General features: G+C 62.6%; 23 protein-coding genes. 11 read left to right on the top strand and 12 right to left on the bottom strand.

Going from position 1 to position 26,252, the window contains the following annotated elements:
- Positions 1 to 2 precede the first annotated feature (2 nt).
- Positions 3 to 551 carry a hypothetical protein gene (locus tag I2H38_RS12395; RefSeq protein WP_196272167.1) on the top strand — a complete coding sequence of 183 codons (549 nt, stop codon included), beginning with the start codon at positions 3 to 5 and terminating at the stop codon, positions 549 to 551.
- Between the two features lie 419 nt (positions 552 to 970).
- On the opposite strand, the gene I2H38_RS12390 is transcribed toward I2H38_RS12395, so the two are convergent.
- Positions 971 to 2,065, bottom strand: a complete 1,095-nt coding sequence (locus I2H38_RS12390; RefSeq protein WP_196272166.1) for an alkene reductase — start codon at positions 2,063 to 2,065, stop codon at positions 971 to 973.
- A gap of 152 nt (positions 2,066 to 2,217) precedes the next feature.
- On the bottom strand, positions 2,218 to 3,171 hold the full coding sequence (locus I2H38_RS12385) for an aldo/keto reductase (RefSeq protein WP_196272165.1): 954 nt from the start codon (positions 3,169 to 3,171) through the stop codon (positions 2,218 to 2,220).
- A gap of 149 nt (positions 3,172 to 3,320) precedes the next feature.
- Between I2H38_RS12385 and I2H38_RS12380 the strand changes: the two genes are divergently transcribed.
- Positions 3,321 to 4,331 (top strand): LLM class flavin-dependent oxidoreductase, encoded by a 1,011-nt coding sequence (locus I2H38_RS12380; protein WP_196272164.1) that lies wholly within the window; start codon positions 3,321 to 3,323, stop codon positions 4,329 to 4,331.
- Positions 4,332 to 4,344: 13 nt separating this feature from the next.
- On the opposite strand, the gene I2H38_RS12375 is transcribed toward I2H38_RS12380, so the two are convergent.
- From I2H38_RS12375 to I2H38_RS12365, 3 genes are all read right to left on the bottom strand, one after another.
- Positions 4,345 to 5,022 carry an HdeD family acid-resistance protein gene (locus I2H38_RS12375; protein ID WP_210324788.1) on the bottom strand — a complete coding sequence of 226 codons (678 nt, stop codon included), beginning with the start codon at positions 5,020 to 5,022 and terminating at the stop codon, positions 4,345 to 4,347.
- Between the two features lie 87 nt (positions 5,023 to 5,109).
- Entirely contained in the window at positions 5,110 to 8,277 is a 3,168-nt protein-coding gene (locus I2H38_RS12370; protein ID WP_196272162.1) for an efflux RND transporter permease subunit, read from the bottom strand.
- A 3-nt stretch (positions 8,278 to 8,280) separates the two neighbouring features.
- Entirely contained in the window at positions 8,281 to 9,384 is a 1,104-nt protein-coding gene (locus I2H38_RS12365; RefSeq protein WP_196272161.1) for an efflux RND transporter periplasmic adaptor subunit, read from the bottom strand.
- A gap of 234 nt (positions 9,385 to 9,618) precedes the next feature.
- On the opposite strand from I2H38_RS12365, the gene I2H38_RS12360 reads away from it, so the two are divergent.
- Together I2H38_RS12360 and I2H38_RS12355 are read left to right on the top strand one after the other, a co-directional pair.
- On the top strand, positions 9,619 to 9,897 hold the full coding sequence (locus tag I2H38_RS12360; RefSeq protein ID WP_196272160.1) for a hypothetical protein: 279 nt from the start codon (positions 9,619 to 9,621) through the stop codon (positions 9,895 to 9,897).
- A gap of 194 nt (positions 9,898 to 10,091) precedes the next feature.
- On the top strand, positions 10,092 to 11,429 hold the full coding sequence (locus tag I2H38_RS12355) for a porin (RefSeq protein ID WP_196272159.1): 1,338 nt from the start codon (positions 10,092 to 10,094) through the stop codon (positions 11,427 to 11,429).
- A gap of 36 nt (positions 11,430 to 11,465) precedes the next feature.
- Here the strand turns inward: I2H38_RS12355 and I2H38_RS12350 are convergent, their stop codons facing one another.
- Positions 11,466 to 11,759, bottom strand: a complete 294-nt coding sequence (locus I2H38_RS12350) for a porin (RefSeq protein WP_196272158.1) — start codon at positions 11,757 to 11,759, stop codon at positions 11,466 to 11,468.
- A gap of 261 nt (positions 11,760 to 12,020) precedes the next feature.
- Between I2H38_RS12350 and I2H38_RS12345 the strand changes: the two genes are divergently transcribed.
- Complete coding sequence (locus I2H38_RS12345) at positions 12,021 to 12,374, top strand: cell envelope integrity protein TolA (protein ID WP_196272157.1); 354 nt, start codon at positions 12,021 to 12,023, stop codon at positions 12,372 to 12,374.
- 223 nt (positions 12,375 to 12,597) lie between these two features.
- On the opposite strand, the gene I2H38_RS12340 is transcribed toward I2H38_RS12345, so the two are convergent.
- Positions 12,598 to 13,083 (bottom strand): hypothetical protein, encoded by a 486-nt coding sequence (locus I2H38_RS12340; RefSeq protein WP_196272156.1) that lies wholly within the window; start codon positions 13,081 to 13,083, stop codon positions 12,598 to 12,600.
- Between the two features lie 510 nt (positions 13,084 to 13,593).
- Between I2H38_RS12340 and I2H38_RS12335 the strand changes: the two genes are divergently transcribed.
- Complete coding sequence (locus tag I2H38_RS12335) at positions 13,594 to 14,130, top strand: cytochrome b (protein ID WP_196272155.1); 537 nt, start codon at positions 13,594 to 13,596, stop codon at positions 14,128 to 14,130.
- Between the two features lie 214 nt (positions 14,131 to 14,344).
- Here I2H38_RS12335 and I2H38_RS12330 read toward each other — a convergent pair whose 3' ends face one another.
- Positions 14,345 to 15,154 carry a class I SAM-dependent methyltransferase gene (locus I2H38_RS12330; RefSeq protein ID WP_196272154.1) on the bottom strand — a complete coding sequence of 270 codons (810 nt, stop codon included), beginning with the start codon at positions 15,152 to 15,154 and terminating at the stop codon, positions 14,345 to 14,347.
- Between the two features lie 374 nt (positions 15,155 to 15,528).
- Positions 15,529 to 18,465 (bottom strand): excinuclease ABC subunit UvrA, encoded by a 2,937-nt coding sequence (gene uvrA, locus I2H38_RS12325; RefSeq protein ID WP_196272153.1) that lies wholly within the window; start codon positions 18,463 to 18,465, stop codon positions 15,529 to 15,531.
- Positions 18,466 to 18,739: 274 nt separating this feature from the next.
- Here uvrA and I2H38_RS12320 point away from each other — a divergent pair, with 274 nt between their 5' ends.
- Positions 18,740 to 19,090 (top strand): hypothetical protein, encoded by a 351-nt coding sequence (locus tag I2H38_RS12320; protein ID WP_229426674.1) that lies wholly within the window; start codon positions 18,740 to 18,742, stop codon positions 19,088 to 19,090.
- A 38-nt stretch (positions 19,091 to 19,128) separates the two neighbouring features.
- Here the strand turns inward: I2H38_RS12320 and I2H38_RS12315 are convergent, their stop codons facing one another.
- On the bottom strand, positions 19,129 to 20,607 hold the full coding sequence (locus I2H38_RS12315) for a DUF1254 domain-containing protein (protein ID WP_196272152.1): 1,479 nt from the start codon (positions 20,605 to 20,607) through the stop codon (positions 19,129 to 19,131).
- A gap of 432 nt (positions 20,608 to 21,039) precedes the next feature.
- Between I2H38_RS12315 and I2H38_RS12310 the strand changes: the two genes are divergently transcribed.
- Complete coding sequence (locus tag I2H38_RS12310) at positions 21,040 to 21,567, top strand: single-stranded DNA-binding protein (protein WP_196272151.1); 528 nt, start codon at positions 21,040 to 21,042, stop codon at positions 21,565 to 21,567.
- Positions 21,568 to 21,673: 106 nt separating this feature from the next.
- Here I2H38_RS12310 and I2H38_RS12305 read toward each other — a convergent pair whose 3' ends face one another.
- Positions 21,674 to 22,825 (bottom strand): calcium-binding protein, encoded by a 1,152-nt coding sequence (locus I2H38_RS12305; RefSeq protein ID WP_196272150.1) that lies wholly within the window; start codon positions 22,823 to 22,825, stop codon positions 21,674 to 21,676.
- A 576-nt stretch (positions 22,826 to 23,401) separates the two neighbouring features.
- Here I2H38_RS12305 and I2H38_RS12300 point away from each other — a divergent pair.
- The 3 genes from I2H38_RS12300 to I2H38_RS12290 all read left to right on the top strand — a co-directional run bounded on the left by I2H38_RS12300 (position 23,402) and on the right by I2H38_RS12290 (position 25,542).
- On the top strand, positions 23,402 to 24,517 hold the full coding sequence (locus I2H38_RS12300; protein ID WP_196272243.1) for a M20 family metallopeptidase: 1,116 nt from the start codon (positions 23,402 to 23,404) through the stop codon (positions 24,515 to 24,517).
- Positions 24,518 to 24,579: 62 nt separating this feature from the next.
- Positions 24,580 to 24,981 (top strand): GNAT family N-acetyltransferase, encoded by a 402-nt coding sequence (locus I2H38_RS12295; protein ID WP_324617389.1) that lies wholly within the window; start codon positions 24,580 to 24,582, stop codon positions 24,979 to 24,981.
- 9 nt (positions 24,982 to 24,990) lie between these two features.
- Positions 24,991 to 25,542, top strand: coding sequence for a GNAT family N-acetyltransferase (locus tag I2H38_RS12290; RefSeq protein ID WP_196272149.1), 552 nt, complete (start codon positions 24,991 to 24,993; stop codon positions 25,540 to 25,542).
- Here I2H38_RS12290 and I2H38_RS12285 read toward each other — a convergent pair.
- On the bottom strand, positions 25,539 to 26,177 hold the full coding sequence (locus tag I2H38_RS12285) for a MarC family protein (RefSeq protein ID WP_196272148.1): 639 nt from the start codon (positions 26,175 to 26,177) through the stop codon (positions 25,539 to 25,541). The genes I2H38_RS12290 and I2H38_RS12285 overlap by 4 nt on opposite strands.
- Positions 26,178 to 26,252: the final 75 nt, after the last annotated feature.

Raw genomic sequence — 26,252 nt, 5'->3', positions numbered from 1 at the left:
ACATGGCGGCGGTTGAAATCCACGGCTATGCCATCGTGTCGGATGACGACCGCATCGCCGATGCCGGTGGGCATATGCCCGCCATTCTGCGCAACGATGCTGATTGGGCCTATTTCCAAAAGGAACTCGATGGTTCCGCAGTGACAGCGCTCGGGCGGCTCGGGCACGAGGCCAATCCGAATCCGAAGGGGCGTCTTCGCATCGTGCTGTCGTCCTCATCGACCGGGCTCGAGCAGCGTCCCGATGGCTGGTGGTGGAATCCGAAGATTGTGACGTGGAGCGATGCGATCCGCGCCGTTCTGCCGGACGGCGGACGCGTCGCAGTGCCCGGCGGACGGCGGGTTTTCGATCTCTTCCTGGATATCGGGTACGACGCCTTTCACCTGTCTCGTGCGGAAGGAACCCGGATTCCCGGCGGCGTGGCGCTGTTTTCTCGCTGTGACGAGGGCTCGAACGCGGAGGAGGTTTTGTCCGGCGGTGGCCTGCGGGCAGGAACGCGCGAGGTTCTCGACCCGACGATTCCCGTCAGCTTGACCATCTGGCGACGCTGATTGGGGAAACCAGCCCGGTCCCGTGGAGTTAACCCACGGCAAATCCTAGGAGACACTGATGGGTTATCGCGCCTTGTCAGCCGCAATCGTGGCCGGTGGCCTTGTCGCAGGGGCCGCCTGGGCGCAGTCGGAGGTTCCTTCCGGTAGAGTTGCGCCGTCGCCCGCCGCGCCCCCAACCACAACACCTCCGCCGCTCACTCCCATGAAGGGGATGCCAGGCGTAAACAAGCCCGGCCCGGTTTCAGGCACGGGCAAGCGGCCTGACAATCCGGCCGGTGTGTCGCGGGAAGATAGATTGAATCGAGACAACGATGCGCTCGATCGCCGGATCAAGCGGGGCATCTGCATCGGGTGTTAGGGCGCGGATTGACGCCGACCGCGCGCCCCATTCCGTGATGGACTGGCCCGCAGGGCGGCGGTCAAGCAGCCTCGTGGAGCGTCGGATAATCCGTGTAACCCTTGGCGTCGCCGCCATAGAAGGTGGCGCGGTCGGGCTCGTTCAGCGGTGCATTGAGACGGAAACGCTCGACGAGATCCGGATTAGCGATGAACAATCGCCCAAACGCCACCAGATCCGCGCGGCCGCTTGCAATGGCCTCGGCTGCCATCTCAAGGTTGTAGCCGTTATTTGCGATGTACGCGCCGCGGAAGGAGCGGCGCAGGGCTTCATAATCGACGTTGACGGCCCGGCGGTCGCCCTGGGTCGCGCCCTCGATCATGTGAATATAGCCGATCCCCAGATCGTCCAGCCTCTTGACCACGTGACCGAACAGGCTTTGCGGATCGGTATCCGCGGCGTCGTTCACCGCGGCAGGGGACAGACGGATGCCGACCCGGCCCTTGTCCCAGACCTTCAGGATCCTCTCCATGACCTCCACCGTCAAACGGGCGCGGTTTTCGATGGACCCGCCATAGGCGTCGTTGCGCTTGTTCGAGCCGTCCTTCATGAACTGGTCGAGCAGGTAGCCGTTCGCGCCATGGATTTCGACCCCATCGAAGCCCGCTTCCTTGGCGTTGCGGGCGGCCTGCTCATAGTCCTGCAGGATGCCGGGAATTTCGGACAGGTCGAGTGCGCGCGGATCTGACACATCCACGAAGCCGTTTTCAAGGAATGTCTTGGTGTTGGCGCGAATAGCGGAGGGGGCGACAGGTGCTGCGCCGTTCGGTTGCAGAGACACGTGAGAAACGCGGCCCACATGCCAGAGCTGAATGAAGATGCGGCCACCCACCTTGTGAACCGCATCCGTCACCTTGCGCCAGCCGGCGACCTGCTCGCGCGAATAAATGCCGGGTGTGTTGATGTAGCCCTGACCCTGCTGCGAGATCTGCGTTGCTTCGGAGATCAGAAGACCCGCGCTGGCGCGCTGGGCGTAATAGGTGGCGGTGAAATCCTGCGGCACAAGTCCCGAGGGGGCGGCCCTGTTGCGCGTGAGCGGGGCCATCGCGATGCGGTTGGGCAGCGTCAGGTCGCCAAGGGTGAAGGGCTGAAACAAGACGTTCGGGTCTGCACTCATGTTAAAGCCTCGCTTGTGCTGTGAATTATTCAAAAGCACCGACTTTACGAGATAATGAGACACGCGCCTGATGCAATGGAGGGGCAGCCATGCGCGCCGCTTATGGCTACGCTTTAAGACGCTGCCTCTCCGTTGCGGTTCGCCAGAGCGGACTAACCGCCGACGCTTGCCTCATTGAGCTGATTGATCTCCGCAGCATCAAGACGAAGCGTTGTGGATGCGATCAGATCCTTCAACTGCTCCAGGCTCGTGGCGCTGGCGATGGGGGCCGTCATTCCCGGCCGAGCGATAAGCCAGGCGAGGGCGACCTGGGCGGGATTGGAATTGTGTCGGCCTGCCACCTCATCGAGCGCGGCGAGGATGCGCCGGCCCCGGTCGTTGAGGTAGGCGACCATCCGGCCCCCGCGAGGGCTCTTTCCGAAATCGGCTTCCGAGCGGTACTTGCCCGTCAGAAAGCCGCTGGCGAGGCCGTAAAAGGGGATCGCACCGATCTCGTTTTCGCGGCACAAAGGTTCCAGCTCAGCTTCATATTCGGAGCGGTCATAGAGGTTGTATTTGTTCTGAAGGCTCTCATAGCGGGGCAGGCCGAGCTCCGCGCTGATCTCGAGCGATTCCTTCAATCGCGCTGCACTGAAATTCGAAGCGCCGATGACCCGCACTTTTCCATCGCGGATCAACTCCTCGTACGCGCCCAGTGTTTCCTGCTGCGGCGTTTCCAGATCGTCGCGATGGGATTGGTAGAGATCGATGTAATCCGTATGAAGACGCTGCAACGACGCTTCGACCGCCGAGCGGATATAGGCCTTCGACAGGCCTTTCTTGCCCGGGCCCATCTCGGAGCCGACTTTGGTGGCCAGGATGATCTTGTCGCGATTGCCGCGCGCCTTCATCCATTTGCCGATGATGGTTTCCGACTCGCCGCCCTTATTGCCGGGCACCCAGATGGAATACACGTCCGCCGTGTCGATGAAGTTCAGCCCGGCATCCACAAAGGCGTCCAAAATCTTGAACGAGGTCGCCTCATCCACCGTCCAGCCAAAGACGTTGCCGCCGAGGCAGAGGGGAGAAACCATGAGGCTCGAACGGCCAAGTCGACGTTTATCCATTGTGATCTCCTGATCTGATGCCGATCTGTAGCGGGGCCGCCATTCTCAACGGAGGATGGGGGCCATGCTTTCCGATGCCTACTATACCTTTCCTAACGCGCGCTGACTCGCAACGCCCCGCTCAAGCAAGCCTCCTGGACCTCATCGACATGCTTCCCATCTCCGTCCTCGACCTGTCTTTCGTGACATCCGGCTCAACACCCGCTCAAGCCTTACGAAACACCCTTGATCTTGCCCGCCATGCGGACGGCCTGGGATACACCCGCTATTGGGTTGCCGAGCATCACAACCTGCCTTCAGTCGCCAGTGGCGCGCCGGAAATCATGATCGGCCAGATCGCCGCTGTGACCGAGCGCATCCGGGTCGGGTCCGGTGGAGTCATGCTGCCGAACCATGCGCCGCTCATGGTGGCGGAGCGTTTCAAGCTTCTGGAGGCGCTCTTTCCCGGCCGCATCGATCTCGGCCTCGGACGCGCGCCCGGAACGGACCCCGTCACCTCCTACGCCTTGCGCCGCTTTCAGGAGGAGAGGGGGCGCGATGACTTTCAGGAGCGCTTGCAGGAGTTGATGTTGTTGGAGAACCGGCGGATTCCAGAGGGGCATCCGTTCCGCAAGATCGAGGTCATGCCCTCCGGCGTGCCGCTGCCGCCGATCTGGTTGCTGGGTTCGAGCGACTACAGCTCTCATCTCTCCGCGCAGCTCGGAATGGGTTTCGCATTCGCCCACCACTTCGCAAGCCACGATGCCACCGATGCAATGCTGAGCTACCGCAACGGCTTCACGCCCTCCGAGTGGCGGCGCGAGCCTCATGCCATTCTCACTGTCGCGGCGATCTGCGCGGAGACGGATGAAGAGGCCGAGCGGATCGCATCAAGCGCGGATCTCAACGTATTGCGGCGCATGCGCGGCGAGTATGGCCCGCTGCCAAGTCCTGAGGAGGCGCTGGCCTATCCCTACACCTCGTCCGAGAGGGAGGCGATCCAGCGCAACCGCGCGCGGCTCTTCGTCGGCTCGCCTGAGAGGCTGCGGACTTTGGTGACGCCGCTCATCGAGGCGACGAAAGCCGACGAGTTGATGGTCACCGCCGCGATTCATGATCATGGGGCGCGCAAGCGCTCCTATGAATTGGTCGCCGTTGTTTTCGGCCGGAAAGGCGGCTGAGCGCGGGCTTCCCTCAAGCCCGCGTATTCTTCAGGCCAGCCCATGACAGGGCCAGGCCGTGAGCGAGGAGATCGCAGGAGACCAGAAGTCCGATGGCCCATGCGCCGGACAGCGGCCATTGGGCGATCAGCAGAGAGCCCAGGATGAGCGACACGACGCCAGCCAGCATCAAGGCTCCGCTGGAGCGTTTGGTCTTGTCGAAGAAGAACCAGGACGCTTTGAGAATTCCCGATGCGATGAACGCGACGCCGAGCACCAGGGTCAGAACGAGCGTGGCCCTGAGCGGGTTGAAAATGACCCATAGTCCGGCTGCCGCGTAGATCAGTCCCAGCACGATGCCGGGCACACGTTGAGGCTTGCCCTCGTTGGTTGAGCCGATCGCATAAGCCTCGAGGCACTGCATCACGCCGGCGGTGAGGAGCAGAACGCCATACCAAAGCACACTGACCACGGTCAGGCCAAAGGTGAAGTAGAGGCCGATAAGCCCGAGTACGATGGCGAAGGCGCCAGCGGCAAGCAACCAGGGGCCTTGCGATTTTCGCCCCCTAGGGAGAGCGGTCACGGTTGCCATGGCAAAGCTCCTTTCTTTCGCGACATCATCGCTGCTATCCGCTTCCTGTTGCGCCGCCGCGCGGGCGGAGCCGGCCGTTCTGGCGCCCGCGCGAACGCTGAGCGGGATGCCAGGATTCATCTTCATCACCTATGGCAGACCGGCACCGTGACCAGATGGAGAATGGTCTCCACCGGGATCGCGCCGATCACGATGCCGATCTCACCGTCAGTGTTGCTGTTCCGCCAGGTTTTTCGAAGATCCTGAACCCGGCTCTGCCGGCTGGGGCGGTTTCGGAGCGCCTTTGATCCGCTCGCGGGTTCGTTGGACCAATACATAGAGCGGCGGGATCACGAAGATGCCAAGGAGCGAGGCCGCCAGCATGCCGCCGAAGACCGACGTACCGACCCCGCGACGGCTCAGCGCCGCTGCCCCTTGCGCGATCACAAGTGGGATCAGGCCCAGGATGAAGGCGAAGCTCGTCATCATCACAGCGCGGAAACGCAGTCGCGCGCCATGCTCGGCAGCCTCCTCGATGGGAGCCCCTTTCTCGCGCAGATCCTTCGCGAACTCGACGATCAGGATGGCGTTCTTCGCCGCCAGGGCGATGAGAACGACGATGCCGATCTGGGCATAGATGTCGTTTGGCCGATTGAGCACCCAGAGAAGGAACATCGCCCCTGCGAGGCCAACCGTTACCGACAGAAGCACGCTGATGGGGATGGAAAAGCTCTCGTAGAGGCCGACCAGGAAGAGATAGGCAAAGAGCACGGCGAGGGCCAGAATGAACCCCGTCTGGCCCGCCGCCTCCTTCTCCTGCAGGGCTGTTCCGGACCACTCATAGCCGTAGCCGGCGGGCAGGGTCTTGGCGATGCGCTCCATGGCGGCGATGGCCTCGCCGGATGAGCGCCCCGGGGCCGGGGAGCCGTTGATCGTCGCCGAGCGATAGTTGTTGTACCGGTTGATGGCCGCCGGGCCGAGGCGCGGCTCGACATCGGCGATGGCCCGCATCGGCACCATCGTGCCGGCGGCATTGCGGACATTGATGCGGTAGATGTCCTCGATATCCATTCGATCCGCCGCCACGCCTTGGATGATCACCTGCCAGGTGCGGCCGAAAATGTTGAAGTCGTTGACGTAGTACCCGCCGAGCGTCGCCTGGAGCGCCTGGAATATGTTGCTGAGCTGAAGGCCGAGAGTCTGCGCCTTGTCACGGTCGATGTTCAGGTAGAGCTGCGGCGTGCTCGTCGAGAAGGTGCTGAAGACGTTGGTCAGTTCCGGTTGCTGGTTCGCCGTGGCCACGAAGCCGCGCATGGTGGCGGCCAGTTCGTTTGATGAGCGCCCCTGGAGATCCTGCAATTGGAACTCGAACCCGCCGGTCGTGCTCAGGCCGATGATGGCCGGCAGATTGAAAGGAATGGCGATGGCCTCTCGCAGACCGAGAGTCTCGCGCCGGACTTGCGCGATCAGCGCATCGGCATGGGCGGCTGGGGCGATGCGTTCCTGGAACGGCTTCAGGAGCACGATCATGAAGGCGCTGTTCGACTGGGCGATACCGTTGAGAAGGGAGTAGCCCACAATCGTCGTCACGTCCTCGACGGCGGGCGACGCCCTGACGATGTCTTCGACTTTTGCGGCCGCCTCGGTTGACCGGCCGATGGTCGATCCATCCGGCAGGCGGACTTCCACGAAGAATGCGCCCTGATCCTCCTCCGGCAGGAAGCCGGTCGGCGTCAGCCTGCCGAACAGATACGCGGCACCGGCCGCCATTCCGACGAAGACAAGTCCGAGGATGGCGCGCCGGAGGATCCAGGCCACAGCGTTCCCGTAGGCATTGCGCACCCTGTCGATGGTGCGCGAGACATAGCCCATGATGCCCCCATGCCCGCTCCGCTGCTTGAGAAGGATCGAGCAGAGGGCGGGGCTCAGCGTGAGGGCATTGAGAGCGGAGATCAGCATCGCCACTGATACGGTGACGGCGAATTGCTTGTAGAGCTGGCCCGTGATGCCGGGGATGAAGCCGACCGGCACGAAGACCGAGAGCAGCACCAACGTGATCGCGATGATCGGGGCCGTGATCTGGCCCATGGCGATCTTCGTGGCTTCGGGAGCGGGTAGGCCGGTCTCCTCCATCACATGCTCGACGTTCTCCACGACGACGATGGCGTCATCCACGACGATGCCGATGGCGAGCACCATGGCCAGAAGAGAGATCGTGTTGGCCGAAAAGCCGAGCGCCAGCAGGATCGCGAAGGTTCCGATGAGAGAAACCGGCACGGCGATCATCGGGATGATCGTCGCCCGAACGCTGCCGAGGAAGAGAAACACCACGAGGACCACGAGCACGAAGGCCTCGACGAGGGTTCGAATGACCTGATGGATCGTGTCCGTCACGAAGACGGTGGTGTCGTAGGTGACCTTGTAGTCGACGCCCTCGGGGAAGCGGGTCTTCAGGTTTTCAAGGGTCGCGCGCACTTGCTTGGCCGCATTGACGGCGTTGGTGCCCGGAGCCTGGAAGATGCCGATATTTGCGGCAGGGCTGCCGTTGAGGCGTCCGACGGTGTCGCTCGATTGCGCCCCGAGTTCCACCTGCGCCACATCGCGCACCCGCACCACCGATCCATCCGGGTTCGAGCGGATGATGATGTTGCCGAATTCCTGGGGCGTGGCGAGGCGGCCTTGCGTCTGAAGCGTGAGCTGGAGCTGCTGATTATTCGGCATGGGCGGCCCGCCCAGCCGGCCCACGGCGGCTTGGACGTTCTGGGTCTGGATGGCGCGGATGACATCGCTCGGCGCGATGTTGAGGCTCGTCAGCGTGTCGGTCTCGAACCAGATCCGCATGCTGTAGTTCTGGGAGCCGTAAAGCAACGCCAGCCCGACGCCGGGAACGCGCGCAAGCGTGTCGATGATGTTGATGATGCCGTAATTGGCCAGGAACAGGGCGTCGCGTTCATGGTCCGGCGAATAGAGCGCGACCAACTGCAGGAGCGCGGGTGATTGCTTCTTGACGTTCAGGCCCTGCTGCCGGACCTCGTTCGGGATCTTGGGTTCGGCGAGGGCGACGCGGTTCTGCACATTGACGGTGTTGATGTCGGGATTGGTGCCGACCCGGAAATAGACGTTGAGGGTATAGCTGCCGTCATTGCCGCTGACGGAGCGCATGTAGAGCATGTTGTCGACGCCGTTGACCTGGGCCTCGATCGTCTGCGCGACGGTGGTTTCGACGACGTCAGCGCTCGCACCCGGATAGATCGTCGTGACGCTGACCTGCGGCGGCACAATATCCGGGAACTGGGCGATGGGGATGCGGGTGATGGCGATGAGGCCAGCAAGGGTGATGACGATCGAGATGACGATGGCGAGCCGTGGTCGATCGACGAAGAGGGCGGAGATCATCGCCTATCCCTTCGGGGGCGGGGCGACAGGGGCTGCATCCACCTCGACACCCGGCCTGATCTTTTGAATGCCATCGACCACGACGCGGTCCCCGACCTCAAGACCCGAGGTGACGACGACATCGCCCCCTTTCGAATCTCCGAGCTGAACGCGCTTGGTCAGGACCTTTGAATCGGGACCGACGACGAACACGTACGAGCCCGCCTGATCGTTCAGGAGCGCCCGTTGCGGGATGAGAATGGCCTGTTCGGGTATCTCATCCTCGACCCGGACCCGGACATATTGCCCGTCGACGAGAATGCGCTGCTTGTTCGGAAACACTGCACGGATCGTCAACGTGTCTGTCGACTGATCGACTGTTACATCCGTGAAATCGATGGTGCCCGTTTGCGGATAAGTCGATCCATCGGACAGTTGCAGCCGCACGACCGCCTTGAAGCCCTTCTCGCCGCGCTCCTCGATGCGACGGCGTACCTCGAGCATCAGTCTCTGACTGACCGGGAACAGCGCATAGATCGGATCCTGACTCACGATCGTGGCAAGCGGACCGGAATCGGGGCCCACGAGGGCTCCCCTTTGGAAGGCAGCACGCCCGATCCGCCCCTCGATGGGCGCCATGATCTTGGTGAAGCCGAGATTGATTTCGGCTTGCTGGAGCGCGGCTTGCGCTTGCAGGACATTGGCGTCCGCGATCCGCTTGTCTGCCTGTCTGTCGTCGTAGGTCGCCTGAGAAATAGTCTGACGGGGAAGAAGCTCTGCCGCGCGGGCAAGTTGCTCGCGCGCATTTTCGGCCTTGGCCTGGGCAGCGACGAGATCCGCTTTGCGCTGCTGGACCTGAGCTTCGTAGGTGTCCGGTTCGATGGTGAACAGAAGCTCGCCCGTCTTAACGTCCTGACCGTCTTTGAAGGCCTGATCCTGCAAGTAGCCTGAAACGCGGGCGCGTAAGTCGACTTTGTCGATTGCCGCGATGCGCCCGTTGAAAGTGACGCCAGAGGTGATCGGTTGCAACGCGACCGTCACGGTGGAGACGGCTGGTTTCGGTGCCGGTTGGGCCAGCGCGCTCACTGCGCCGATCAGAACAAAGACGAAAGCCAAACGCAGACTCATTCCGACGCTCCGTAGGAAGCGCGAAAAGAGTGCGCCCCGATCTTCGCCTCCCTCATGAAACTAGGTCGAGGCGGAGCATCGACAATCGGGAAACCGGCTGGGAAATAGGCGGTCTCCTCAATGTTTTCCTTCCTGTTTCGGGATAGCCATAGGGACCCTCAAGGCCACCTTGAGCGTTATGTGACAGGCCCGGACATCGGGCCGTCCGACCAATCGGTCTCTTCGAGGTGCGTCATGCGGCTTCTCATCCCCTCCGTCTCGTTCGCGACATTTCTCTTGATCCAGGTCACCGGCGCTTCCGCGCAAACGCAATCCACTCCACAGGGCGCATTCGAGTCGTTTTCCCCGGGTCTTCTGGGTAACGGCGGCGGTCTCCAGAGCGATTTCCAGTCGGTCCGGGAAGACATGGTTAAGAAGATGAGAGACGGCAGCTACGCGAAAATCTTGCAGCAGGGCCACGATAACTTCGACGCCTATGTCCGGCTTCGCGAGCGGGAAGGGATACCCCGATAGGCGAGGGACCTCGCCGCACGGGAAGGTCGGGCTTTGGCAGTATTCCGGGCGCGGGAGTCTCCGGAATGCAACATTCATGAACAAGTTGCTCTAAATTCTCCAAGAGAGGAATTGACTTATAGTTGAAAAATATTCCTGATCTGGCTTGCTGAGGCCTGCTCGTTGTATGGAATCAGGCCGATGGAGGCCAGTTCATGACGCGTTTCGGAAGCCTTCTGTTCTGCTCTGCGGCAGGCCTTGCCGTGATGAGCACTGCCCAAGCCGCCGACCTTCCCGCCAAGCCCGCGTTACCCGTCGAATACGTCCGCGTCTGCTCCGCATACGGGGCGGGATTCTTTTATCTGCCCGGCACCGAGACCTGTCTGCGGGTCGGCGGACGCGCCCGCGCCGAGATCGGGTATGCACAGCCTCTGGTCCGCGGTGATGACGCCATCGGCTACCGAACACGAGGCAGGATCCAGGTCGATGCGCGCACCGCCACGGCCTACGGGTTTCTGCGGGCCTTCATCCGCTTTGAGATCACGCGTGTCGGGGGGCTGCCCTACAACAGCCCCGGCACGGTCAACACGACCTTCGGCACGGGCCAGGCCTTCGTGCAATTTGGCGGGCTGACGGCGGGCCGCGTCACGTCGATGTTCTCGAGCCCCGACCTGCCCGTCACCCACATGGGCACCCTGCGCTATGACGATGCGCCGGACGTTGATTTGCTCGCGTACACCTATTCCTTTGGCAATGGTTTCTCCGCGACGGTGTCGCTTGAGGAAGGCTATGGCCGCCGCCAGAACAATTCCTTCACGCCCATCGTGGGTCAGGCCGTCCTCGCTTACGGCGGCGAAACCGTCCCCGATGTCATCGGCAACGTCCGCTATGTCGGCACCTGGGGCTCAGCGCAGATTTCCGCTGCGCTGCATCAGAACCGCAGCGCCAATCTCGTCACGAGCTTCGTTCCCGGTTTCGCGACGTTCCCGGATACGGAATATGGCTTTGCCGTGGGCTTCCAGGGCAGCGTGAACCTGCCGATGATCGCAGCCGGTGACGCCGCGTGGCTGTCGCTCGGCTACGCAGATGCGGCGCTCGGCTATATCGGCTTCGGCAGCGACCTGCTCAACGTGTGGGGGGCGGGTCTGATCAGCACGCCCGCTGTCGACGTCTATGTGGACACGGTTACGGGCGAGCTGAAGAGAGGGCGCGGCTTCTCCGTGGCCGGTGGCTACACGCATTACTGGACGCCGGAATGGCGCACGAGCATCTTCGGGTCCTATGCGCGCGTCGATTACTCCGGTCCCTCCACGACCATCGGGCCCTTCGGCAACGTGACCGGCGTGCCGGATTTCCGGGAATGGCGCCTGGGCACCAACACGTTCTGGTCGCCGGTCCCCGGCCTGAATATCGGCGCCGAGATCATCTATGTCATCGCGCAAACGCAAGGCCGCATCCTTGCCCTGAAAGCGGGAACGGGTGGTTCCCAGCCAACCCTGATCGATTCGGACACGGCGATTCAGGCCCGCTTCCGCATCCAGCGGGATTTCTGAGCGGATGGCTGTTTTTCGAGGGGAGGCGCGATCACCTTATCGCGCCTGGCCCTCGGCCCGGATGACGGCGCGCAAGGGGCCGTATTCCGTCTGCTTGCGCACATCGAGCTGAATGCGTCCGCTGCTGCGCATTTCGATGGCATTGGCGCCACGCGTGCTCGGAGATCCGACCAGGCCATCCGCCCGCACCCGGCCGCTGATGCGCACGCAGGTGCTCTTGTCCTGAAGCATGACGAAGCCGGGCGGGCAGGAGGAAGCCTGCGGCGCTGCCTCGGCCTGGCCGATCAGGGCGAGACTTGAGAGCGCGAAGGCAAGGACGGGGCGTTTCATCGGGGGCCTCACGATCAATCGCATCGCCGGAGGATAGCGCAAGGCAGACGCCTTTGCCCGCCTTTTGTCGGTGGTGCCATCTTCTCAGAGTGCGTTGCATCTCGAGTCATTCGCCGATGCATGAAGTATTTCAACGATGGGTTGTGCGAAATGAGGAGCCGACCATCCTCGCGCGGGCCGGTTCGAAAGCTCCCATCTGCTACCCGCATTGTACATTGCGTAGGGGAAGAATTATCAAGCGGAAGGAAAGGATTCCGGGAGATGAGATGCTTCGGCCTCACCATGCTCTTGCTCATGCTGGCCTCGGCGGCAACAGCCGATGCCATGACGAATGAGAAGCGCGATGCATTCTTCCGGCTATTTCGTGATCAAATCGTGCGCTGCTATACACTGCCTCCCGGCGCGCGATCGGCGGAGGTGCGCGTCGAGATCCGCCTCGCGCCCGACGGCTCGTTGCCTCAACCGCCGAAGGTTCTCGGCTCGCCGGCCGATTCAGAGGCGGCCCGAGCGGCTCTGCGCGCGATCAAACGCTGCGCTCCGTTTCACATCCCCGCGGCCTTCAAAAGCTCTTACGGTGAGTGGAAGCGCATCCAGATGATTTTTGGGTTTGATTAGACGCGCCGCGCTGGAGCGTTCTACCCCGCCGCTTGCGAGAAGCACCAAGGGTTTCAGGCCCCGACCAGACGCCGCGCTTATCCACGCCGACGCGAAGCAAGGGCGTGGATGGCCGCCAACGGGCGGTCATGACAAAAAACGGAATGGAGAGGCTTCAGGCTGCCGCGAGTGAGCGCGAGAAGCCCCTCCTATTCCGCATGGACGCGCTGCGCTGCACGGCGAATTACGGGATCGGCTTGACGCTGTTCATGATCGCGTCGATTGCGTTCTTGTGCTTGGCCCGCTCTTCGTCCGAGCCCCACAGCGTCAGCATGATCATCCGCTGCTTGCCGGCGGGAAGGAGGACGAACTCGACCTGGGTCGGTCCGTTCTCGTCGGTCGTGTTGAACTGGAAGACGGTGGCATCGATACCGTTCAGCGGGCCCTCGATCTTCTGGGGCTTCACCTTCTTGATCTTGTTCTGCTTCATCCATTGCTCGTTGTTGTCGAGCATGGCTTCGATGTCGCGCGCATTGGCGTACTCGACCGAAAAGAACACGTCCTTGCCGGGCGACTGGGCCGAGTAGCCATAGGTGATCTCTTCGACCTTCCACGTGTCGGGCACCGTAAGAGTGACCGACGGATCCTTGTCAGGAACAGCAAAGTTGCGCGCCTGCGCCGGCAGCGCGAGAAGGCCCGCCAGAACAGCGCCGATCAAAATTTTTTTCACTTGGAATGCCCCATATGCTTGACTTCATTGGTTCATGAAGTCGCGGATGCTTTGATTACTTTGCGGAAGACGTCAAGCTTGTGGCGAAGGAATACAGGGCAATCCGCAGTGACAAGGTCGGCGCTTGGGACGTCCGGACCACCGCGGCCCTAGTCTCCGGAAAATGCGCCGACCGAGTTGGGCGAGGCATTTGCGATTCAGGGAAAAAAGCCTCGCCTCTCAACATTCCGGGTGGCGTGCGATACCGCGTGTCCGATGTTGGCGCACGAGCCTGACCCGACAGTCAGGTCTGCGACAACCCATGAGAGGTCGCAATAGCGGTAGCAGGCTTGCGAGATCCGCGTTAGTGGGTACCTTGGAAGACTTCTAAATACCTAAAGCCCTATGCCACGGGTAGGGCTTCGCAATCCCATTGCTGATCCGGTGCGCCTTCCGCTCCCGGCAAATCGTCCTTTCCGGACGGTGAGGGGGAGCGCAGCCGGCCGCCGCGTCATGAAGGATGATTGTTCAATGCCTATCGACACAACGCACAATCGTTATGACCGGGTGACGATTGCCATGCACTGGGTCACCGCCGGGCTGGTCCCGCTGCTCTGGATCTTCGGTGAGACGGCCGATCTTTTTCCTCGTGGTCCCTGGCGCACAGGGATCTGGTCGCTGCATGTGACCCTCGGTTTCGCCCTGGCCCTGGTGCTCGTCGCGCGCATCCTGTGGCGCGCGGGCCCCGGCCGCAGTCTTCCGCCTGTCGATAACGGCGCGCTCCATCTCTTGGCCAAGGTGACCCATTACCTGCTGTATGTGTTGCTCGCGGCCGTCATTGGCCTCGGCATCGCCAATGCCTTCGTGCGCGGCTACAACCTGTTCGGTCTCTGGGCCTTGCCCCGGATAGGAGATTCGAGCCTGCGCCGGCCGATCCAGGGATGGCACGAACTTACCGCCAACGCGATCATGGTGGTGGCGCTCGCCCATGCGGGCGCGGCGCTCGCGCATCACTATTTCTGGAAAGACGGAGTGCTGCGGCGCATGATGTCCGCGCGCGGCGGTTAGTCCGCAAAGACGGCCGTCACTTTGGGATCGAGAGGCGTTTCGCGGTGCGCTTGCTCCGCCGCCTTCGCCTTCTTTTTTTTCAACGGCCGCCGCGCGAGCGCTTCCCTCAGGAACCGCGCGGGCCTCGGCTTGCAGGCCCTAGGCATGATCCACCCGTCACGCCCCCGGCGGAGGTCGATCCCGCAGGTCTCATGATCTCCCGGCTACACCGATCCTAGTGTCGCGCCGTCACGACGATCGCCCTCATGCAGTTCTCGAACGATGAGCGGCCGAAGCGGGCGGCAAGGGCCTCGGCTGCTTTGTCGGTGATCTCGTCGAGGCGGTCCGGGGCGCGGGCCTCGATTTCGCTGCGGAGCGGGGTTCCCTGGCAGAAGCCGATCGCGGCGTACCGGGGCGAAGGGATCCGGCTAACCTTCTCGACCGTCTCGATTTGGATCTGCCCGAAACCTGCTTGTTGGAGGTCTGCGCGGATCCGGTCGGGGTTGGAGTATCCGAAGGGGATCCGCTCGGCGAAACGCGGCGGGTCTTCGGGGAAGAGGTTCGCGACGGCCTCGGCAACAACGCGGCTGACCGGGTTCGCATCAAGCCGGTCCCAGACATTGAACACGAAAAATCCGTCGGGCTTCAGCACACGCAGCGCCTCACGATAAGCGGAGATCTTGTCGGGGAAAAACATGACGCCGAGCTGGCACACGACCGCATCGAAGGCGGCATTCTCAAACGGAAGGTTTTGCGCATCCGCTTGCCGCCATGTCACGCGGGGTGTCTCCGGCCGTGCGGCGGCGAGGTCCAGCATGGCCTGATTGAGGTCGATGGCGACGATCTCGACCGAGGGTGGCAATGACTTGACCATGGCTCGGGTGACGATCCCCGTTCCCGCTGCGGTCTCAAGTACTCTGCCCTGCGAGATCTGCCTCAGCCTTCCCGCGAGATCCTCGGCATACGGCTCGAGGAGAATGGGGCCGAGATATTTTTCGTAGATGGTGGGGATCGACCCCGCAAAAGTGACGTCGGTGACGCTCATGTTGGCCTCCACCGCGAATGGCGGATCATCGCGCTGGGGGCGGTGGGGGGCAAGCGTTACGGGGTGGGTCTTTCGGGTAGGGGGCGCGCGATGATGCTGCGAGGCATGATGCCGGGTGATCATCAGCCGTTTTGTCCATATGCCGGCGGAGGCTCAAAGTGGCGTCGTGGGGTTAACCCTACACACTGTCATAACGGGGCTGCGAAGGAGGGCCCGGGATCCAGAACCACTACGGTTCACGAACGGACGCGGCGGTAAACACGTCGATTCATGCGGATGCGTCGGCGCGTATGGGTTTCCCAGCTTCGCGTGGTCCTTCAGGTCGGCTTTTGCTACGTGGCCCCGGGAATGACCGTGTAGGCACCCGTCGCCCTCTACTCCGCCGCCTCTCGCTTCACCTTCCCCTTCTTCAGCGGCCTGCGTGCGAGCACCTCGCGCAAGAACCGGCCGGTGTGGCTGGCCTCGACTTTGCAGATGTCTTCCGGCGTCCCTTGAGCCACGATCTGGCCGCCGCCGTCGCCGCCTTCGGGGCCCATGTCGATGACCCAGTCGGCGGTCTTGATGACTTCCAGGTTGTGCTCGATCACGACGACGGAATTGCCCTGGTCGACGAGTTCATGCAGCACCTCCAGAAGCTTTGCCACGTCGTGGAAGTGGAGGCCGGTGGTCGGTTCGTCGAGGATGTAGAGAGTGCGGCCGGTGGCGCGCTTGGAGAGTTCCTTCGAGAGCTTGACGCGCTGCGCCTCGCCGCCTGAGAGCGTCGTCGCCTGCTGGCCCACATGGACGTAATCGAGGCCGACGCGGGCGAGCGTCTGCATCTTCTCGCGGATCGACGGCACGGCCTTGAACAGGTCGCGGGCTTCCTCCACCGTCATGTCGAGCACGTCGGCGATGGACTTTTCGCGGTATTTCACCTCCAACGTCTCGCGGTCGTAGCGCTTGCCCTTGCACACGTCGCAGGTGACGTAGACGTCGGGTAGGAAGTGCATCTCGATCTTGATGACGCCGTCGCCGGAGCAGGCTTCGCAGCGGCCGCCTTTGACGTTGAAGGAGAAACGGCCCGCCTGATAGCCGCGCGCCTTGGCTTCGGGCAGCCCCGCAAACCATTCGCGTATCGGGGTGAACGCGCCGATATAGGTCGCGGGGTTCGAGCGCGGCGTGCGGCCGATGGGGGATTGGTCGATGTCGATGACCTTGTCGAGATGGTCCAGCCCTTCAAGGCGCTCGAATGGTGCGGGATGCTCCAGCGCTCCGTTGAGCTTTTTGGCCACCGCCTTGTAGAGCGTGTCTATGACAAGGGTCGACTTGCCGCCGCCTGAGACGCCGGTGATGCAGGTGAACGTGCCGAGCGGGATCTCCGCCGTTACGTTCTTCAGATTGTTGCCCTTCGCGCCGACGACTTTGAGCATACGGCTCTTCGAGGGCTTGCGGCGCTTCTCGGGCACCTTCACGGACATTTCGCCGGTCAGGTATTTGCCGGTCAGCGATTTCGGGTTCGCCATGATCTGCTTCGGCGTGCCCTCGGCGACGATCTCGCCGCCGTGGATGCCGGCGCCGGGGCCGATGTCGAACACGTAATCGGCCTGCAGGATCGCGTCCTCGTCGTGCTCCACCACGATCACCGTGTTGCCGAGGTCGCGTAGGCGTTTGAGCGTCACGAGCAGGCGCTCGTTGTCGCGCTGATGCAGACCGATGGAGGGCTCGTCGAGGACGTAGAGAACGCCTGTCAAGCCGGAGCCGATCTGGGAGGCGAGGCGGATACGCTGGCTCTCGCCGCCGGAGAGCGTGCCCGAGGCGCGGGCGAGCGTCAGGTACTCCAGGCCCACATCGACCAGGAAGGTCAGGCGTTCGCGGATCTCTTTCAGGATGCGGCCGGCGATCTCGTTCTGCTTCTTGGTCAGCTTGTCGGTGAGCGCGCCGAACCAGAGATGAGCGTCGCGGACGGAAAGCGCAGTAGCGTCGCCGACATCGGACCCGGCGATTTTCACCGCCAGCGCTTCGGGTTTGAGCCGCTTGCCGCCGCAAGACGCGCAGGGCGTCTCGCTCATGAAGCGGCCGATCTCATCGCGCGCCCAGTCGCTGTCGGTTTCCTTGTAGCGGCGCTCCAGGTTTGTGATCACGCCCTCGAACGGCTTCTTGACCTCGTAGGCGCGCAAGCCGTCGTCATAGGCCATGCGGATGGCCTCATCCCCCGAGCCGTAGAGGATGACCTCGCGGACCTTCTCCGGCAGTTCCGACCAGGGTTTGGTCATGGAGGCCTTGTAGTGCCGGGTGATGGCCTCCAGCGTCTGGCCGTAATAGGGTGAGGTCGACTTCGCCCAGGGCGCGATGGCGCCGCGCTTCAGCGGGATGCCGTCATCCGGCACGATCAGGTCCGGGTTGATGCGCATCTCGTGGCCGATGCCGCCGCAGGTCGGGCACGCGCCGAAGGGGTTGTTGAACGAGAACAGGCGCGGCTCGATCTCGGGGATGGTGAATCCGGAGACGGGACAGGCGAATTTCGACGAGAAGACGATGCGCTTCGGCTGGCCCTTCTCGTCCTTCTCGTCGGCATATTCGATGACGGCGATGCCATCCGCCAGTTCCAGCGCCGTCTCGAAGGATTCCGACAGGCGCGCGGCGATGTCGGCGCGCACCACGATGCGGTCCACCACCACGTCGATGTCGTGCTTGAACTTCTTGTCGAGGGCAGGGGCCTCGTCGATGGCGTAGTATTCGCCGTCCACTTTGAGGCGCTGAAAGCCCTTCTTCTGAAACTCGGCGATTTCCTTGCGGTACTCGCCCTTCCGGCCACGCACCACGGGCGCGAGCAGGTAAAGCCGCGTCTTCTCCGGCAGAGCCAACACCCGGTCTACCATCTGGCTCACCGTCTGGCTTTCGATGGGAAGCCCCGTGGCGGGAGAATAGGGGATGCCGACGCGCGCCCAGAGCAGGCGCATGTAGTCATAGATCTCGGTAACGGTACCGACCGTCGAGCGCGGATTGCGCGAGGTGGTCTTCTGTTCAATCGAGATGGCGGGCGAGAGGCCGTCAATCTGGTCGACATCCGGCTTCTGCATCATCTCCAGAAACTGGCGCGCATAGGCCGACAGCGACTCCACATAGCGCCGCTGGCCCTCGGCGTAGATCGTATCGAAGGCAAGCGACGACTTACCCGAGCCCGACAAGCCGGTGAACACCACGAAGTGGTCGCGCGGCACCATCAGATCGACGTTCTTGAGGTTGTGCTCCCGCGCTCCGCGAACGGAGATTACCCGCGCATCCCGGTCGCCCGCCTTGGCGCGGTTGAACAGATCGTCGATTTTAGCCATTGCCGAATTCAAGCCTGTGATGGTGTCCGAGCCGCCAGAACGGAGTTCTGCATATGTGATGCAAACGCCATCCGCACAACCGGGCCGCCTTTGAGTCGCAAGGATGCTAGAACAAAAAGGGTACGGAGGGCAATGGGTGCGCTCTCGCCTCCCAAATCAGCCTAGCTGCCACCAAAGATGCGTGGACCTTGCATCCGTCTGCCCCGCCCATGCGTTGACAGGAGGTGGATAGCGGCGGCGTTCGCGCTGCCTCTCCGAGTTGGGAGGGCGAGTCATGTCCATTCGCGATACTTTGATGGCCAGCGCGGCGGCGCTCATTCTTTCGGGCGCGCCCTGCCTCGCCGGTCCGTGCACCAAAGCCATCGACACTGCGCAGGCGCAGGTCGATGCCCGGATCGAGGCGAGGGCCGCCGCCGGTCCTGCCGGGGTGGAGAGCACCGGGGCTCTGTTGCATCACCAGCCAACACCGGAATCCCTTGCCGCTGCCGAAGCGAAGCTCGGCGAGGGCAAGAAGATCGACGCTGCGTTGGACGCCCTGTCTCATGCCCGAAAAGCGGACCAAGCGGGCAACAGCGCAGCTTGCGAAAAGGCACTCACGGACGTGCAACACGCGCTTGGCCAATGAGGCGCGGACGCTTCGAGCATCGGCGCTTCAAATGAAAATCACTGCGCCGTCACGCTCGGAAGGTCCTGAACCTTTGTCACCGGGGGCGGATTCCATTTGCCGGTCAGCGCCTCGGACCGCGGCGCGTAAAGGCGCATGGTCAGGGTGAAGGGGCCCTTCGGCGCGGGCAGCCAGTTGGCGTCCTTGTCGGCTCCCGGGCTCTGGTTCTGGAAATAGAGCGTGAGCGAGCCGTCGCCGTTGGGCTTCAGCGGCATCCAGCTGCTCACAGCGTAGCGGTTGAGGCTGTTGGCCACCGGGAAACCATCGTTGTCGTAGAGGGTGATGGACCAGAAGGCTTGCGCCGGCGGCGTCATGCCCTTGTCGAATTGGATTGTGTATTTGCTCGCGCCGTCGAGCGGCCGGCCAGCCTCATCGGCGAGGTTAAAGGGATAAATGGCGTCCTCGGGCACGTTCGCGCCAAGGCCCTGCTGACTGATGATGGCGCGCTTGAGATAATAGTTGCCGTAAACGCCCATGGTGTCGGTGTTCATCGACCAGCTGTTGACGACCCGCGCGAGGGTGGGGACCTTCCAGGCCATCAATTGCTGCGCTGCCGCCGGAGCGCCGTCGAGCGCCTTGACGATGCCGGGATCGAGCTTTGTCGCATCGAAGCTCTTGCCGGGCTCTAGGCCGATCCGCTTCATCCGCGCGATGATCGGCTGGTCGGTGATATGCGGCGGATGCAGCTTCAGAAGCTCCGCCGCATAGGCGAAGAACTTGGCCGCCGGCATGGTATCGACCTGAACTTTCCGTGCGGTCTTCATGTCGATGCCAGGGTCGATCTTGACCTCCGGCACCTTCGGCGTCTTGCCCCATTCCGACAGCGGCGTGATCTTGTAGCCCGCCTGGATCTTGTGAACTGCGTCGTAATCCGGCGGCCCGTCCGTCTTGGTGCGGCCGATGATCCAGACATAGGGCGTGGGGGCGTCGATGCGTTGCGTGTCCTTCGGCAGCTTGAACTCATCGGCGAACCGCTCCCGCAGATCCGGTCGCCAGCCGGGCGGCGTGACGAGGAAGTTTCCGGCCTGCGTTCCCGTGGTGCGCCAGCCGGGCGAAGCGAAGACGTCGGTCCACATGTCGAGCATGGGCAGCAGGTAATATCGCCCATTGGTGTCGGGCGCGGAAACCACCATCGGCTCCTTCGTCAGGTCGAGCCACGCGCTCGAATACAGCGTGTCGAAATTGGGCCGCACCACCGACCTGAAATCGGCAGGCGGAAAAGTCTCCACGTTGACGAACATGTTCATGGGGCCGCCAAGCGCCGCGCTCTTGCCGGGCTCCACATTCGTGAGCTGCTTGCGCGTCAGGTCCATGATGACGAGCGGGTAGAGATAGGTGTAGGCCTCGACCCCGGTCGCCTGCGCCTCCGCTTCGGAGACCGGGTCGGCGAGAGCGGGGGATGACACCGCAAGCGCAAACGCAACGGCAAGCGTTGCCGCGCGGGCGCGGTTGGTCTGGCGACGAGCGTGCGAGGGCATTCGGGCCTCCTTCCGGGCGAGAGTGCGCAAATCGAACGACCGTCACGGCCACGGGGGGCCGGATGGCCTTGCGTCCCGCGAGAGACGCGGCGCTCCCCAGCGAATGTCTCCATCTCCCAAGTAGCGCCGGGGTGCCGATCGTCGATGCGGACATGGGGTTGGAAGCGGGACGGGAGGAGTACTCACAACGACGAAGCGGCGCTGGATCAGTCCGACCGATCCTGTCCTAGGCGTAATGTCCTTGCTTCAAGGATTGAATGCCGGAAAGGGCCTCACGGCACCCCGGCCTTGCGGATCGTCTGGAACAAATGTAGAACGCAGGCCGATGTCCCTTTTATTGGGGACAGGCATGTGATGGACTGATCCATGGCTTGTTCCTTCGGCCGTCCGGCCTCAGAACACTGCCTTGATCTGAACGTATGGAGAGGCTCGATGGCGGGCAGCGTGAACAAAGTCATCCTGGTGGGCAATCTGGGCCGCGACCCGGAGGTGCGTCGCCTGAACAATGGCGAGCCGGTGGTGAACCTGCGCATCGCCACCTCCGAGTCCTGGAAAGACAAGAATTCCGGCGAGCGTAAGGAAAAGACCGAGTGGCACTCGGTCGTGATCTTCAACGAGAACCTGGCCCGCGTGGCCGAGCAGTATCTCAAGAAGGGCTCGAAGGTTTACATCGAGGGCCAGCTCCAGACCCGCAAATGGCAGGACCAGAGCGGAGCCGAGAAGTACACGACGGAAATCGTGCTGCAGCGCTTCCGGGGTGAGCTGACAATCCTCGACAGCCGCGGCAGTGGCAGCGGCGGCGGCGAATATGCCGACGACGAGGGCGGTGGCGGCCAGATCAGCCGTGGCGGCGATTTCGGCCGCTCCTCGCCGATGGAGCGCCGTCCGGCTCCAGCCACCAGCGGCGGTGGCGGCGGCGGCTCGCGCTACAGCGATCTGGACGACGATATTCCGTTCTAGGATCGGCCATTCGCGCATCGCTATGAGCGCGAGTGTTGCGAGACCGTTATCAAACGAACAGAGCCCGCCTCCCGAAAGGTGGCTCTTTTTATGTTTGGAGATGGGATTAGAGATCGAAAATGAAGCTGGCGGCGCTCAGCTTTGCCTTGTTGGCCAGGGTCACGAGAAGGATGGCTTCCAGGGCCCCTGTCCCGTCCTGATCATAGAAAAGGCGGCCATCGTCGGTATCGTAGAGAAATTGACCCTTGGTCGAAGTCGCGACGGGTTCAGCGCCGGTGACGAGCGGGTTCTTCAGATCGAGGTCAAAAAAGCCGCTTGTGCCCTCGACCAAAATGAAATCCTTCTTCGACGTGAAGTCGAGGATCGTGGACTTTCTGTCATAGAGATCAAGCTGAAACAGATCAGATCCGGCTCCCCCGATCACAGTATTACCGTCCCCGGCACTAATCTTGTCGTCCCCAGCACCGCCATTAATCGTAATGCCCTGTGCCGAACCCACGACGCGGATGGCGTCATTTCCCTTCGTGCCCAGGACCAAGCTGCCGGGTGCCGCGTAGTAGATGCTTGCATCCGCCTTTTCGAACTGGGCCGCCTTTATTCCATGATATCCAATGCTCTTGGCGGAACTGCCGGTAATCTTCGACAGATTGACCGTGATCGGAACCGGAGGAGTCAGAACGGGATAGTCCATAATCGCGATGGCGAGAGTATCGACGCCAGTGCCGCCTTGCGCGATATCCAAATCATGGACGGTAATGACGTCGTCGCCGGCACCGCCAAACAGGTTATCTCTGAAGAGATCGACGCCGCCATCTAGCACGTCGTCGCCAGCGCCGCCGGATAGCAAGTCCGCTCCGTCGCCGCCATAAATGATGTCGTTTCCGTCGTCTCCATAAAGGCGATCATTGCCGGTGTCGCCGGAAAGGTAGTCATTGCCCTTGCCGCCGTCGAGACGATCATTGCCGGTCCCGCCTAAGAGACTATCGTCTCCCAGGTCGCCCCAAAGTTGATCGTTGCCGTCGTCACCAATAAGGTGGTCATCTCCATCGTCGCCGTACAATTTATCTTTTCCGGCTCCGCCATACAGGTCGTCATTTCCGAGGCCGCCATATAGCTTGTCGGCTCCATCGTTGCCGGAGAGCCGGTCATTGCCGTCACGCCCCTCGATCCGATCGCTGCCGAGAAGGCCATAGATCCAATCGTTGAAAAGCGTGCCTTTGATAAAATTGCCGGTGTTGGTTCCACGAAGAACGGCCATAAAGCTCCCCCTTTTGCTGCGACAAGATTGTCTGAAACTTTATTGCGTTCAATGGGCCAAATTGCAAGTTGTCGTGTACCTTTCAGGCTGCCTTGCAATCAAAAATATGGTGCTGGTTGGCTCCCCTCTGATCAAGTTCGATATGAAGTCGAACAAGGCAAAGAACCTGGACCGGATCACTGACTTCAACGTGCGGGACGAGACGCTTTGGACCGATAACGCCGTCTTCACAAAACTGGGGAAGGGACGGCCGAGAAACCCGGCAAGCTCAACAAGTAATTTTTAGTCATTGGTCCCCAAACCAAGGCCAAGAACGACTGCCTCATCTACGACAACGAGAAGGGCGTGCTTGATTACGATGTCGACGGCACGGGTAATACCAAAGCGGTCGAGATCGCCACCTTGTCCAAAAATCTTAAGATGACGGCGGCCGACTTCTTCGTGATGCTGCCGGGCTTGTTCCGATACAGAGGAGGTATGTGCTCCGAGCTCGTGACTCCTCCGCGCAAGACGACTATGAGAATCAACGGTGGCGCCCAGCCGCCTTTTTGTTTGGTTCACATTTCCAGCGCGCTCATGTCCTCCCCCTCTCTCGATACGCTTCTCACCTGGATCAAGACCGAAAGCCCCACGGACGACCCCGCCGGCGTCAACATGATGATGGACCTCGTGGTCGCGCAGATGGAAGGCGCGCCGGTGGCTGTGGAGCGGATCCCGGGAGAGCCGCACGGGCTCGGCGACGTGCTGATCCTTCGCGCGGGCCCGGAAACGGGCGAGAAACCCATCCTGTTGATGTCGCATCTCGACACGGTGCACCCCATCGGAACCGCGAAGAGTGATCTGCCCATCCGGATCGAAGGCGACCGCCTTTACGGGCCGGGAATCTACGACATGAAGGGCGGAGCCTGGTTCTCGCTGGAGGCCTTCAAGGAGGTCGCGCGCAACGGCAGTGCGGCCCGGCCGCTTGTGTTCCTTGTCACGCCCGATGAGGAGATCGGCAGCCCGCTGACGCGGCCCATGATCGAGGAGATCGGCCGCGGCGCGGCCTATGCGCTCGTCACGGAGCCCGCCCGCGACAACGGCCTGATCGTCACGGCCCGAAAAGGGGTGGGGCGTTTCGACGTGCATGTGGAAGGCCGCCCCGCCCATGCGGGCTCGCGCCACAAGGATGGCCGCAACGCCGTTCATGAAGCCGCCCGCCATGTGCTCGCCATCGAGGCGATGACGGATTATGCGCGCGGCATCACCACCACCGTCGGCATGATTTCCGGCGGTACGGCGGTCAACGTTATCCCGCAGCATTGCCGCTTCCCGGTCGATATCCGCGTCGAGACCGTCGCGGACGGCGAGGCGCTCAAAGCCGCGATCCTCGGATTGAAGCCCCACAATCCCGACATCAAGATCACCGTGACCGGCGACATGAACCGTCCGCCTTATGAGCGCACGGAAGGGGTCGAGAAGCTCTTCCAGCACGCCAAGGGGCTGGCCGCCGAGATCGGGTTTGAACTGATTTCCGCGCCCCGCGTCGGCGGCGGCTCGGACGGCAACTTCACCGCCGCCATCGGCACGCCGACCCTCGATGGCCTCGGCATCGACGGCGACGGCGCGCACACGCTGCAGGAATACGGCGTGATTTCCTCCATCGCTCCCCGGCAGGAGCTGATGAAGCGCCTCCTGGAGACCCTGCGCTGAGCGCGTTCACGATCAGCGATCTGCGCGCGCGGCCGGACTTTGTCGATGCGGTCGCGGATCGGGTGTGGTGTGCCTTCTGGAAGGATCACGGGCATCCGCTCAGCCTGCTCGCGGGGCTGGTCCGGCAGAGTTTAGGAGCCGAGCCGATTCCCACGGCACTGGTCGCGCATGAGGGGGATCGGTTTCTCGGCACAGCCTCGATCATCGCCTGCGACGAAGAGAGCCGCCCCCAATACACGCCTTGGGTTGCGGCGGTCTGGGTTGAGGAGGATCAGCGTCAGCGCGGCATTGGCGCCGCCCTTGTCGACAGGGCGGCTGAAACGGCGTTCAGGACAGGGGCAGCGCGCGCCTATCTGCTGGCACGCGCGCATCGACGCGTATTCTATGAAAATCTGGGATGGTCGATCCTCGAGGCAAACGCGCCTGAGGACGGCATGTTCATCCTCACACGCAGCTCCGTTTGAAGGAACACCATGTCCGGTTTGCGTCATCCCGTCGTGAGCGTTCCGGTTCTCGAAACCGAGCGTCTGACCTTACGCGGCCACCGACTCGACGATTTCAGCGCCTGCGCCGCCATGTGGGGCGATCCCGAGGTGACCCGGTTCATCAGCGGAAAGCCGTCCTCGAATGAAGAGGTCTGGGCGCGGTTGCTGCGCTATGTGGGGCATTGGGCGCTCTTGGGCTTCGGCTATTGGGCCATCGAGGAGAAGGCGACGGGCGCGTTCGCGGGCGAATTGGGGTTCGCGGATTACAAGCGCGACATCGAACCATCGCTCGCGGGGCTGCCGGAGCTCGGCTGGGTGCTCAGCCCCCGCGTCCACGGCAAGGGCTACGCGACCGAGGCTGCGCGCGCGGCAATCGCCTGGGGCGATGCCCATTTCGGAAACAGGCGGACGGCCTGCATCATCGCTCCCGAGAACCTCGCCTCGATCCGCGTGGCGGAAAAGTGCGGTTTCCGGGAGTTGCAGGCCACGACCTACAAGGGTCAGCCGACGATCATGTTCACACGCGAGCGCGGGGCTTAAAGCGGCGCCCCCCGGAACAGCGCCTCGACCCCGTTGATGATGAACTGAACCGCGAGGCCCGCCAGGATCACGCCGAGCAGGCGGCTCAGCACGATATTGCCGGTGACGCCGAGCATGCGCGAGACGCGTTCGGCCGCCATGAAGACGAGGAAGCAACTGATGACGCCGAGGGCGATCAGGATCAGCAGCGAAGACAGAAATAGCACATCACCGTTGGCGCGCCCGGCCAACAGAATCACCGCTGTGATCGCGCCGGGGCCCGCCATGAGCGGGATCGCGAGCGGGAAGGCGGCGACGTTGCGGATATGGTCCTCGGTGATCGCCACGTCCGCCGTGTGCTGCTTGCGCTCGTTGCGGCGTTCGAACACCATCTCGAACGCGATCCAGAACAGCAGCAGGCCGCCCGAGATGCGGAAAGCCGGAATGCCCACGCCGAGAAGCCGCAGCAGCAATTCTCCGCCCAACCCGAAGAAAGCGAGAATGCCGAAAGCGATGATCGCCGCCCGCAGCGCAACGCGCTTGCGCTCCGCCGCGTTCATGCCGCGCGTCAGCGAGATGAAGATCGGCGCGAGCGCCGGCGGATCGAGGGTCACGAGGAGCGTGACAAGCGCGGCGGAGATATAGTCGAAAAGCATGGTCTGGACCTTGTGGGGCAGTAAGTCTTTGTTTACCGCATTTTCTCGCGCAAAATCGGACCCACTTTTGCGGAA

Source organism: Microvirga alba (assembly GCF_015694465.1).
Taxonomy (GTDB): Bacteria; Pseudomonadota; Alphaproteobacteria; order Rhizobiales; family Beijerinckiaceae; genus Microvirga; species Microvirga alba.
This window is presented reverse-complemented; position numbering and strand designations above follow the sequence as displayed.